Consider the following 11,765-nt stretch of genomic DNA (forward strand, 5'->3'; position numbering starts at 1 on the left):
GGCCCTGCGCCGCATGCTGGGCATCCGCGAGCGCCGCAATCCATCACCCTGCGTCGCGCGCTCACTGCAACGCGATCTCCCGGGCGAAGTGATCGCCGATGGCCTGCACCTGATCGAACGCGTCCTACCCTGGGAAGCCATGCCCGCCACCCTCGACGGAACCTTCGCCCGCGAAGGCGACCTAGCGCTGGCCGACATGCTGTTCTTCGACACCGAGACTACCGGCCTGGCCGGCGGCACCGGCACCCGCGCCTTCATGATCGGCGCCTCCGATTTCGTGCCGGACGGACTGCGCATCCGCCAGCTGATGATGGCGCACATGGCGGCCGAGTCGACCATGCTGCGTACCTTCCAGAGCTGGCTGACGCCGCAGACACGGCTGGTCAGCTACAACGGCCGCTGCTACGACGCACCGCTGCTCAACACCCGCTACCGACTTGCGCGCCACGCCAGTCCGCTGCCGGAACTGGCGCATACCGATCTGCTGTATCCCACCCGGCGCAGATACCGCGGCGTGTGGGAGAACTGCAAGCTCGCCACCATCGAACGGCGCGCATTGGGCATCGTGCGCGACGACGACCTGCCAGGCTCCGAAGCGCCGGCTGCCTGGCTCACGTACCTGCGAGGAGGTTCATCGCATAACCTCAAGCGTGTGCTGGCGCATAACTTCCAGGACGTGGTGACGCTGACGCGGCTGTTGATGCATCTGGCTGGCACGGATCCCTTGGCGACGGCGTGACAGCGCCAACACATACCTCGCGCTGATGGGGTTACCCTTCGCATCGGACCACCCACCAGGATTCCGCGCAATGCTCACGCTCTACGGCTTCTCGAAGGTCAACCGGTTTGCACGCGGCAAGACCCGCGATCTGCGCGTCTTGTGGGCGCTGGAAGAAATGCAGCTGCCCTACCAAATCGCCGGCATGGATCACCCCGCGCACGATTTGAACGCCGAGTCGTATCGCCACCTCAGCCCGTTCGAGCAGATTCCCTCCATCGATGACGATGGCATGGCGGTGTCCGAGTCCGGCGCCATCCTCATCTACCTGGCGAAAAAATCCGGCCGCCTGATTCCCGAGGATCGCGAAGGCGAGACCCAGGTGCTGCGCTGGTCATTCGCGGCAATGAATTCCATCGAACCCCCGCTGCTCAACCTGATGGTGTTGGGCTGGACTTCGCCCGACAGCGCCGAGAAGCACCGCGAATTCCTGCTCGGCTGGTCCCACCGCATGTTGGGCAACCTGGAACGCTGGATGGAAGGCCGCGAGTACATCGCCACCGACGCGTTCACCGTCGCCGACATCCTGGCCGTCCATGTGTTGTCCGTGGTTCCCGACGAGGCGCTGCTGACCCCGTATCCCCGCGTGCTGGCCTACCGCGATCGCTGCCTGGCCCGCCCGGCCTGGAAGCGGACGTTCGAGGCGTATTGCGGGCGGGTAGAAGCGGCGTAGCGAATCCTGGCGACGAGCTCATCGACTGCCATCCCCAATCCCGTCAAACATTTGACGAACGCGCACCCCGAGCCACGCAATCGTTCGCGTAGTGTGAAATACACCGCAGTATCGACATCCCGCCCTAAAGAAACCCCACCCATCCGCCGACATCCAGATAGATTTTCGTGCGGGCGTGCGCATGAGGCGCGCGCTGGGTTCACCGGTTGATCTGTCTCTAGGGGAAGTGTCTTGCGGATTCTGTACGTAGGCGACACCGCTTGTTTGCCTGAAGACCTGTCCGACTACATCGGCGACATGGGCGATGAGTGGAAGGTCGAGTTTGCCGCCGATGGCAACGCCGCCATCTTTGCCGTGGCCAACTCACCGGTGGATGTCATCCTGACCGGACCGACCCTGCCGGATCTGCCGCCGTCCACCCTGCTGGGCCAGGTGCGCACCCTGCGCCCGGAAACCATCCGCATCGCGCTGCTGGAAAACTCCGACGGCAACGCCGCTCCGCCGATCAAGCTGATTGGCGTGGCGCACCGCTTCCTGCCGCTGCCGCTATCGTCCGAGACCGTGCTGGAGTCCATCCACAGCCTGGAAGAACTGCGCGACCTGCTCGACAGCCCGCGCCTGCGCCGCGTCATCGGCCGGGTCGAACACCTGCCGTCACCGCCGCACCTGTACTTCGCCCTGACCCGCGCGCTGGAGGAAGACGACGGCAACAGCACCGACATCGCCAAGATCGTCGCCGGCGACCCGGCCATCGCCGCCAAGGTGCTGCAGCTGTGCAACTCGGCCTACTTCTCCAACGGCCGCGCCAACACCGACCTGCGCGCCGCCGTGACCCGGCTCGGCCTGGCCACCCTGCGTGACCTGGTGCTGGCCAGCGAAGTGTTCTCCATCAAGACCGGCAGCAACGTCGACCGGGCCGCCCTGCAACACCGCTCGCTGATTGCCTCGCGCCTGGCCGCGCGCATCCTGCCGCACTCCAGCGCCGAACTGGGCGCCACCGCCGCGTTGCTGGCCGACATCGGCCTGCTGCTGCCGGGCGTGCGTGACGAACGCGAGCCGATGACCGACGAAAACGATGATCGTCCCGGCCACACCGAGGCGGGCGCCTACCTGCTCGGCCTGTGGGGCCTGCCGATGCCGATCGTCGAGGCCGTGGCCTTCCACCGCCAGCCGCAGCGCTCCAGCCTGCGCAGCTTCTGGGTGCCCGGTGCGGTGCACGTGGCCGGCGCCCTCGCCGGCAATGAGAAGGTCGACGAAAGCTACCTGCAGTCGCTCGGTGTGCTGCACCAGTTGGACAGCTGGAAGAGCATGGCGGACAACCTGGTCGACCGCGTCGCCGACGCCGCCTGAAGGTCTGCGTCCGCGTCACCCTTGCACCGGGCCGGCAGGCCCGGTTTGCATTGAGGCGTTGGCGGGCTAGGGCAGCCGTTCAAGCTCCACCGCAATGACCTTCATGGCTCCTGGCGCTTCGGCCACGGTGCGCACCTCGATCAGTCCCGCGCTCTGTGCCGTATCCACGGCAAACGCGCCGCTTGCTTGTGTTTCTTGCAACCCGCTGCCCAGCAGCGGAGCACTTTGCAAGACCTGCAAGTCCTGGCCCACCGTGACGGCGACATCCCATCGGCCGACCGGCACGCCAACGGCCTCCTCACTCTCATAGCGCACGCGGGCGCGGTAGTTGCCCGCGGGCAGCCGCACATAGGGTCCAAAGCTCAGAAAACCCTGCAGGTCGGGCGCGCGCTTGCCTATTTCGCAGTCCGGTTCCGCCGTGCCGATCTGGGTGGGCAGATCGCAGCCACGCCAGCGCCGCCGGTCGCCAGGAAGCTGCAGGTCGGCCACGGTACGCAGGCGATTGCGGCCATAGATCAGCAGCAATCGCTTTCCACATTGCACCTGCGTGGGAGCGGCGCCATTGATGTCTTCCACCCGCGTCAACAGCGGCGATAGCTTGCCATCGGGCTGCTGCCCAACGATCGCGAAGTCGTAACGCGTGGGGTAGTAGTCGGCCGTGGTGATCCAGCGCATCTCCAGCAGGTTGTCGAAGTACTGGGCAATCCTGAGCCGATGCCGGCTGAGGTTCTGCACCTGCTTGGCATCCCAGTACTCGGCGATGCCATGGCGGGCATTGCTGGCGCTCAAGGCCTGGTCGATGCAGGCGATATCGTCCGGGTACTGACGCAGCCGCAGGCCATGGGCCCGGGCTTCACCACCGGCCTGCCACAGCAACGACAGCACCAGCAGCACGGACAGGCTGCTCGCCACCGGCACGAACACGCGACGAAAGCGCAGCGCGCACAGCATTCCCGTTGCCACTACCGGCCATAGCGCCATCGGGATGACATAGCGCAATGCGACCGGGCTTCCCTCATGGAGCAGGGTCACCGCGCACGCCGCTGCCGCCGAGAGCAGTACGAAGCCCGTCAACCGCCCGCCCAGATGAATCTCGTCGCTGCCGGCGCATGCACGCCAGCGCCGTATCGTCACCAGCGCCAGCACCAGGAACGCAACCAGCACGAGCGTGTAAAGCAGGTGGCCGGTGGCCAGTGTGGCCAACACCTCGGAAAGGAGGCGCGCATTCCGCTCCCATTGCCCCAATCCCAGTTGTACCGGGTAGCGCATCGGGTGTTCCACCAGGGCCGGATACAGAGAAGAGCCCACTAGCGAACTGCCCGCCACCGCGATGGCCTGCAGCAGACGCTTGCGGGCAAGGGCGCCATCGCCTGCCGACTGCAGCAGATTGATCGCCAGGAACGGCGTAACCGCCTGCACCAGAAACAGCTGATCCGAAAAGGTGAGGGCGGCGGCAAGCAGGCAGGTCATCCACAGTGGCACGGAGCGCCAGGACGATCCGGCTTGCAGATGCGCAAACCATAGGGCCACGCAGGCCAGGGCGCCCAGAAACACACCAAAGTGGTAGCTGCCCACCAGCAGGAACGCGAAGGGTTCCCCGGCATTCCAGGCCAGCCAACACAGGCAGAGCCAAATCGAGATGGCGGCGGTCCAGGGTGCCCGGACGCGCATGCGCCGCGCCAGCCAGGCCAGAAGCAACAGCGTCACCACGACCTGCAACAGGGAGACAACCGAAATCTGCAGGAACGGAACCGACGTGATCAGATAGGCAGGCAGAAACAGCAGGTAGTCCGGAAAGAAGTACGGCGCTGGCGTCAGATACCAATGGTCCAGTTCGCCGGAGCCTGCCAGGACATCGGCGAACAGCGTCGGCAGATACATCGCATCGGAGTTGAAGAACACGTCGTCGAGGTCATGGCTGGCATGAAAGCGCAGCGCCATCGCCAGCAAGCCGAACACGACCAGCAGCAGGGAAAACAGGAAGCGCAACTGTCTGCCCATCGATCAGATATCCAGCCGATTGAAGACTGACGCAGGCAGCGCTGTCAGCACTGCCATGATCCAGCGCCAGCGGGCGGGTGCATAACAAACCGGCTGTCCGCGATCCATGGCCTTGACGATGCGGTGTGCAACCTCCTGCGGTGCGGCCAGCGACATGCCCTGCGCGTTCAGGTGTGCGGTCATCGCGGTGGCGGTGGGGCCGGGCTTGATCAGGGTCACCTTGACCGCAGTGGCTGCCAGCCGATGCTGCAAGCCTTGCACGTAGCGTTCGACGAGGCCCTTGGCGGCGCCATACACGTAGTTGGATCGACGCCCGCGGTCACCGGCTACCGAGCCAATCACGGCAAGCCGACCATGGTTCGTCCGCTCCATATGACCCGCGAATGCTTCGGCCCACAGCACCGGCGACACGGCGTTGACTCTCAGTGCGTGCTCGCCCAACGACAAATCCTGCTGGCAGTCGAGCTGTTGTGGCAGGTCACCATGTGCGATCAATACCTGGTCGATGGGGCCCTCTGTGGCCAACGCCTGCGTGGTGGCGTGGATGGCTGCCGGTGAAAGCAGATCCACGCACAGCCACCTTATGGCAACGCCGGGAGCGCGAACCGACAGATCGGTCGCAACCCGTTGCAAGCGTTCGTTGCTGCGGCCCACCAGTGTCAGTCGCACTGACTCGCGGGTGGCCCACAAGCGGGCACAGTGTTCGGCCATCGTCGACGTGGCGCCGACGATGACGATGTGTCGATGGTTCATTCAATGGTCCAGAAGACGTTGCGAGAGGGCAGAGCGCAGGCCCGGGTCGCGGAAGGGCAGGAACTGGGGCAGGAGCGGGTAACCCGCGCGGAACAGGGCGCGCGGCATGCGTGCGTCTTTGGCGGCGTAAAGGCGGCCACCGGCCTCGGCCACAATCGCATCCAGCCGCTCGAACAAGCGCAGTGTCGCGCCGCCGCGATTGGGGAAATCCAGCGCCAGCGTTGCACCTGCCATGGGAAAGCTGAGCAGGCCGGGCGAGCGGCGGTGGCCAAAAGTCTTCAGCACGGCCAGAAAGGATCCTTGTCCGCAACCCGCAATCGTTCGAAGCAGGGCACGCAGCGCATCCTGCTGCGTCGCGACGGGCAACGCACACTGATATTGGTAGAAGCCGCGTGGCCCATAGAGCCGATTCCAATGGCCGATATGGTCCAGTGGATACAGGTGACTGCCGTAGTGACAGCGACTGCGGCGCGGCCATCGCTTCAACTGACCATAGGCGAGGTTGAACGGGCGCAGGGTGAGCCGGTTGACCAGCGAAACCGGCGGCACAAAGGACAGGGCGTGCTCACGGGGATTGGGCGTGGCGCCCTGTTGATCGGCCGCCACCCGTGAGCGCATGAACAGCCCACGGCCGCTGTCACTGGCCAGGCAATCGATCCACGACACCGTATGTTCCCAGTCCTGCTCGGAACTGTCGGCCAGCGCGAAGAACTCGTCGAGGTCCGCATGCGGACAGGTCTCGGTGTCCAGCCACGGGCCCGGCGTGCGGTGCAACTGCAGTTCCACCTGCACGATCACGCCGGTCAGGCCCAGCCCGCCCACGGTGGCGGCAAACCACTCCGGCAGCCGATCGGGGCCGCACTCCAGCCACTGGCCGTCGGTCCGGGCCAAACCAATGCGGCGAACATGCTCACCAAACGTGCCCTGCTCGTGATGGTTCTTGCCGTGCACGTCATTGGCGATGGCGCCGCCCACGGTGATCCATTGCGTGCCCGGCGTAACGGGCAGCCGCCAGCCGCGCGGATACGCGAACTCCTGGATGTCCATGAGCAGCACGCCGGCCTCGCACACCAGGCGACCGCTGGACTCATCGAAGTGGATGAAGTGATTGAGTCCGTGGGTGAACCACAACTCACCGCCGGGATTGAGGCCGACATCGCCGTAGCTGCGTCCCAGACCATGGGCAAGACCGGGCTGGCTGGCGTGGGCGATCGTACGCAGGAGTTCCTGTGGATCGCGCGGCGTTGATGTCAGGTGCGGATGCGCGTTCAGCCGACCCCATGAGCGGACGATATTCATGCGCTCACCGCGCGAAACACGTAGCGCTTGTCGAGGGCGTACTTGAGGCGGTAACCCAGCGCCAGGCCAAGTGCGCCGCCCACGTACCGCAGAACGACGCTGCCGAAGAGCAGATGGAAGGCGATTTCAAAGCCCCAGAAGACCAGTGTCGTCGCAACACCGGTGGCCGCGTAGAGAAGAAAGGTCGCGGTGTCGTGCGCGATGTCGTGCGCTCGAAAATGAAATATGTAGCGCTTGTCGAGCCAGAACTTGACCAGCAGGCCGACTGCAGTTCCGAGTGTCAAAGAAATTACAAATCCAACTTGGCCGGCAACTAAACGCGAAGTCAGATCTTGTGCGAGGAGGTTCGTGAGGATCGCGACAAGTGCCAAGATGGCGTATCGGATCGCGAGTGGGATGGAGCCGAGCATTCAAGTCAATTCAGTGGAGCGCAACGCGCGATGCATCGTACTGCAACAACAACGCCGCCTGTAACTCAGCTTGCAGGATTGATTAAGCTGATGCGGCCAAGGCAATGGATCAAGAATGCATTCGTGCTTGCGCCGCTGATTTTCTCGGGTGAGTTCGTGCGCCTGGAGTCTGTGGGCGCTTCGCTTCGCGCCATGCTGCTGTTCTGCATCGCCTCGTCGCTCACCTATGTGTTCAACGATATCTGCGATGTGGAACGGGATCGCAGGCATCCGGTCAAGTCACGAACGCGTCCATTGGCCAGCGGGAAGGTTCCCATGTCCTGGGCGATTGCACTGGCGAGCGTCCTGCTGGGCGTGCTGATCATCGGCAGCTTGGCTGCACCTGCATGCTCACTGGTAATCGCCGCCTACCTGCTGCTCAACATCGCCTACTCGGTTGTGCTGAAGCATCAACCTGTCGTCGACATCTTCACGATTGCCATCGGCTTCGTGCTGCGTGTCGTTGCCGGCGCGGTCGCCCTGCATGTGCCGGTGTCGTCGTGGATGTTCATCACCACGTTGTGCCTGGCGCTGTACCTGGCGTCGATCAAGCGACGCCAGGAACTGGGCAGCAACGGCACTGGGGGGCGCAAAGTCCTTGACGCCTATTCCATTTCGCTGATCGATCGTTATGCCGGCCTGTCGGCGATGGGGGCGCTGTTGTTCTACAGCTTGTATGTATTGTCGGCCAGGCCGGCGCTGGCAGCGACGGTACCACTGGTGCTGTTCGGCCTGTTCCGTTACTGGTTCCTGGTGGAGTCGCAGAATGACGGCGAGTCGCCCACCGAAGCCCTGCTGGGTGATTGGCAATTGCTGGCCACGGTGGCGGTGTGGACGGTCGCCTGCCTGTGGGCACTGTGGCCGCGGGTGGGCCTGCCATGAGCCTGGCCTATGCAGCCGTACCGCTGCTGGCGTGGCTCACCGCCGGTTCGCTGAAGTTTGCGCTGAACTCCTGGCTGCAGCGTCGGCTCGCTTTCGGCGGCATTGGCTACGGCGGCTGTCCCAGCAACCACAGTGCCATCGTCTGCAGCACCGCCACGCTGGTGGCGTTGCGGGAGGGTGTCGATCACCCGGCCTTTGGTGTGGCCGTCACGCTGGCCTTCATCGTGATGCTGGATGCGGGCGGCTTGCGTCGCCAGGTGGGGCTGCAGGCACGGGCCATCAACCAGTTGCAAGCCGGGGATGCAATGTCCGTCGCCCTGCGCGAGCGCATGGGGCACAGGCGGAAGGAAATCGTGGCCGGGGCCCTGGTCGGTGCACTGGTCGCCTGCTTCGCCCAGGCGGTGGCGTTGTAGGCAAGGCGCGCAAAAAAAATCCCCGGGCGACTTCCACCCGGGGAAGAAGCAACTCTAACGACAAGTTCGAGCGTGCTGCTTACATCATCTTGAACAGACTCAGCTGCTGCATCTGCATGAACACATTCTGCGCGGCGGACAGCGCGGTGTTCTCCAGGTTGAAGCGGCCAATGGCCTCGGCCCAGTCCAGATCACGCAGATTGCTCAATGTGCTTTTCAACGTGACCGAGTTGGCTTCGCGCAGGTCCGCGGCGTTGTCCAGCGCCATAAGCTGCGCGCCGCCGCTGGCGCGTGCATCAATCATCTTGCCCTGCGCCGTGGCGACGTCGCGCATCGAGGCCTGCAACTGGTTCTGCATGGCCGCGCGTTGCGCATCGGTGGTGGGATTGCTGTTGAGCGCGCCAATCAGGTTCTGCAAGGTGCCGAAGATATCGCGTGAACCCGAGGGGCCGAGGTTGAACTCGTCGCCGGCATTGGGCTGGCCGTCGATTTTCATCTGCACGCCGCCCACCGAGATGCTCTGGCCCTTGGTGTAGGTGCCGCTGGCGATCGGGGTGGGGCCGCCGTCGTAGATGTCGTAGGTATTCGGACCGGTGAAGGCGACGCGGTAGCTGGCGCCGTTGTAGGTGGACGAGTCGGTGACGCTGAAGTCCATCAGCAGGCCGGTGCCGGTGTTGCCGGTCGCGGCGGCGCCGTCGATGCGGCCATCGCCGGTGCGCAGGCGCAGGAAGACTTCCGAGCCGGGCAGGGTGTCGGAGACATAGGTGTCCGGCGCCACTTCCACTTGCCGCTGGGTCTGATCGCCGCTGTAGATGACGCCGCTGCCGGACAGCGCGAACGGCGGGCTGCCGTCGGCGGTGCCGCCAAACAGATAACGGCCGCTGCCGTCGGTGCTGTTGGCGAGATCCAGCAGGCCCTGGTAGATGGCCTGCAGTTCGCTGCTGATGGCCTTGCGGCTGTCATCGCCGAGCGCGGAGTTGTTGGCCTGTACGGTCAGTTCGTGCACGCGCGCCATCGCGCTGCCGACCTGGGTGAGCGCGTTTTCCTGCAGGCCCAGGCGATTCTGCACATTGGTGGCGTTGGCAGTGAAACGTTCGAGTTCGGCCAGGGTGCGGTCCAGTCCGACCGCGTTGCCGGCGGCGACCGGATCGTCCTTGGCGGTGATCAGCTTCTGGCCGGTGGCGAGCTGCTGCTGGGTGTGCGCCAGCTTGGCCTGCTTGGCCAACATCGTGCTGATCGACTGCTGGTACATCATGCCGGTGGAGATGCGATTGTTCATCGGCCGGTCGCATTGAGGAGGGATTGGAACAGGGTGTCGGCGGTGGCGATGATCTGCGACGCCGCCTGGTAGGCCTGTTGCAGGCGCATCAGGTCAGCGGCTTCCTCATCCAGGTTGACGCCGGAAATGCTGTCGCGCGCGGCCTGCACCTGGTCCTGGATCACCTGCTGCGCTTCGGCCGCGTAATCGGCCTGGCGCGCGGCCGAACCGATGGTGGTGGTCAGCCCGGAAATCGCGCCGTTGAGGGTGAGCGTGCCGCCGTTGAGCGCGCGCAGGTCATCCAGGTTGGCGAGCAGCTTGGCATTGCCGTTGTCGCTGCTGTTGGCGCCGGTGGGCCCCACGCTGAAGCTGTCGCCGGCAGCGGGCGCGCCGTCCAGGGTAACGCTCCAGCCATTGGCGGTGATCGTCTGCCCCGGCGTATACGTGTAAGGACCGGCGCCGTCGACGGTGTAGGTGTTGGGGCCGGTGAAGGCGATGGTCGAAGGCGTGAGCAGGTCGGCGTTGCTGGCATCGCTCACGCTGACCGTGCCGAGCTTGCCGGTGCCGCTATTGGTCAGTGCGGTGTTGCCCTTGACCGGGGTGGCAGCCGCGACGCGACCGGGGTCGCTGATGGCCACCTTGATCGTACCGGCCGCGCCTGCGGTGGGCTGCAACAGGAAGCGATCATTGGTGGCCGGCGTGTCACTGGACAGCACCAGTTCCACGCCGTTGACCACCAGCGGGTCGGCGGCGGTGCCGGTGCCGGTCACGGCGACGCTGGCGCCGGTGTTGGGATCGTTGCCGACCCAGTTGGTGCCATCGAAACGCAGCACCACGTTGCTGGCATTGAGCGCGGACAGATCGCCCAGCGTCGGCGTCAGCACGGCGTTGCCGGTGTTGGCGGCGTTGTGCGAAATCGTCGGCTGCGGTGCGGTGTAGAAGTCCGCACCCATCTGCCCGTACTGATCCATGCCGGCGCGATGCTGGCTGTTGAAAGTCTCGGCCAGCGACATCGCCACGCGACCGAGTTCGGCAATCGCCGGATCCAGCACGTTGCTGCGGAATTCCATCAGGCCGCCGATCTGGCCACCCATCGCGCGCTTGTCCAGGGTGACGCGCTGGCCGTTGGTTTCCAGCGCCACCTGCAGGCGTTCCGGACGATAGGGATCGGCCACGGTCACCAGCGAGCTGTACGCGGTGCCCACCACCAGCGGCTGGCCGCCGGCAGTGAACACATTCATCTGGCCGCCGTCCTGCTGGATGGCGGTGCCGCCGGTGTAGCCGACCAGTTCGCTGATCAGCTGGTCACGACGGTCGAGCAGATCGCCCGAGGCATTGGCCGCGTTGTTGCCGATGCGGCCGTTGATGGCGGCGATTTCCTTGGTCAGCCGGTTCACTTCGCTGACGTTGGCGGTGAGGCCGCTGTTGACCTCGCCGTCCAGCTTGTCCAGCTGCTGGTCCATCTGGTTGAAGCGGGTCACCAGCGCGTTGGCCTGGGCCAGCACGCTCTGGCGATCCGCGGCGCCCGCCGCGCTGGAGGACAGGCCGCTGACCGAATCGAAGAACGCCGACCACGGCGCGGAAATGCCGGTGGCCTTGTCCGAGAACATGCTGTCCAGGCGACTGCTGGAGACCGACAACTGCTGCAGTCGGTTCAATTCGCCGGTGCTGTCGAGCAGGCGCGAGGTGGCCAGCGAGTCGGCCATGCGGTGGATGTCGACCACGCTGACGCCCGAGCCCACGTGGCCATAGCCGTAGTTGGAACCTTCGCGCGCGGCAAACTCCGCGCGCTGGCGCGAATAGCCCGGCGTGTTGATGTTGGCGACGTTGTGGCTGACCGTGGACAACGCCCGCTGGAAGGCGAGGAGGGCGCTGCTACCGGTGGCGAGGAGGTTGGACATGCGGGTTC

Annotated in this window: 11 protein-coding genes; 5 read left to right on the forward strand and 6 right to left on the reverse strand. The window is 65.1% G+C overall.

The annotated features are described in order from the left end of the window. Positions 1–13 precede the first annotated feature (13 nt). The 3 genes from B5X78_RS16490 (at position 14) to B5X78_RS16500 (ending at position 2,801) form a co-directional block, all read left to right on the forward strand. Positions 14–739: a ribonuclease H-like domain-containing protein gene (locus B5X78_RS16490; RefSeq protein ID WP_229730756.1), complete on the forward strand. Its 726-nt coding sequence runs from the start codon at positions 14–16 to the stop codon at positions 737–739. A gap of 70 nt (positions 740–809) precedes the next feature. Next, entirely contained in the window at positions 810–1,451 is a 642-nt protein-coding gene (locus B5X78_RS16495) for a glutathione S-transferase family protein (protein WP_079725808.1), read from the forward strand. 231 nt (positions 1,452–1,682) lie between these two features. Continuing rightward, on the forward strand, positions 1,683–2,801 hold the full coding sequence (locus B5X78_RS16500; RefSeq protein WP_139381607.1) for an HDOD domain-containing protein: 1,119 nt from the start codon (positions 1,683–1,685) through the stop codon (positions 2,799–2,801). A 66-nt stretch (positions 2,802–2,867) separates the two neighbouring features. Here B5X78_RS16500 and B5X78_RS16505 read toward each other — a convergent pair whose 3' ends face one another. From B5X78_RS16505 to B5X78_RS16520, 4 genes are read right to left on the reverse strand one after another with little or no spacing between them, the layout of a single operon-like run. Next, on the reverse strand, positions 2,868–4,790 hold the full coding sequence (locus B5X78_RS16505) for a hypothetical protein (RefSeq protein WP_139381608.1): 1,923 nt from the start codon (positions 4,788–4,790) through the stop codon (positions 2,868–2,870). A 15-nt stretch (positions 4,791–4,805) separates the two neighbouring features. Further along, positions 4,806–5,555, reverse strand: coding sequence for an SDR family NAD(P)-dependent oxidoreductase (locus B5X78_RS16510; RefSeq protein ID WP_079725812.1), 750 nt, complete (start codon positions 5,553–5,555; stop codon positions 4,806–4,808). After that, the gene (locus tag B5X78_RS16515; protein ID WP_079725814.1) at positions 5,556–6,854 is read right to left on the reverse strand and encodes an FAD-binding oxidoreductase; all 1,299 of its coding nucleotides are present in this window, start codon (positions 6,852–6,854) and stop codon (positions 5,556–5,558) included. After that, positions 6,851–7,264 carry a GtrA family protein gene (locus tag B5X78_RS16520; protein WP_229730757.1) on the reverse strand — a complete coding sequence of 138 codons (414 nt, stop codon included), beginning with the start codon at positions 7,262–7,264 and terminating at the stop codon, positions 6,851–6,853. The genes B5X78_RS16515 and B5X78_RS16520 overlap by 4 nt, the downstream gene beginning before the upstream one ends. 30 nt (positions 7,265–7,294) lie before the next feature. On the opposite strand from B5X78_RS16520, the gene B5X78_RS16525 reads away from it, so the two are divergent. Together B5X78_RS16525 and B5X78_RS16530 are read left to right on the forward strand one after the other, a co-directional pair. Beyond that, on the forward strand, positions 7,295–8,185 hold the full coding sequence (locus tag B5X78_RS16525; RefSeq protein WP_079725815.1) for a decaprenyl-phosphate phosphoribosyltransferase: 891 nt from the start codon (positions 7,295–7,297) through the stop codon (positions 8,183–8,185). Further along, positions 8,182–8,598 carry a divergent PAP2 family protein gene (locus B5X78_RS16530; RefSeq protein WP_079725816.1) on the forward strand — a complete coding sequence of 139 codons (417 nt, stop codon included), beginning with the start codon at positions 8,182–8,184 and terminating at the stop codon, positions 8,596–8,598. Before B5X78_RS16525 ends, B5X78_RS16530 begins: the two co-directional genes overlap by 4 nt. 79 nt (positions 8,599–8,677) lie before the next feature. Here the strand turns inward: B5X78_RS16530 and flgL are convergent, their stop codons facing one another. Then, positions 8,678–9,877, reverse strand: coding sequence for a flagellar hook-associated protein FlgL (gene flgL, locus B5X78_RS16535; RefSeq protein WP_079725817.1), 1,200 nt, complete (start codon positions 9,875–9,877; stop codon positions 8,678–8,680). Further along, positions 9,874–11,757, reverse strand: a complete 1,884-nt coding sequence (flgK, locus tag B5X78_RS16540; RefSeq protein WP_079725819.1) for a flagellar hook-associated protein FlgK — start codon at positions 11,755–11,757, stop codon at positions 9,874–9,876. Before flgK ends, flgL begins: the two co-directional genes overlap by 4 nt. Between the last annotated feature and the right edge of the window lie 8 nt (positions 11,758–11,765).

Origin of the sequence: Pseudoxanthomonas indica (assembly GCF_900167565.1) — a bacterium.
Taxonomy (GTDB): domain Bacteria; phylum Pseudomonadota; class Gammaproteobacteria; order Xanthomonadales; family Xanthomonadaceae; genus Pseudoxanthomonas_A; species Pseudoxanthomonas_A indica.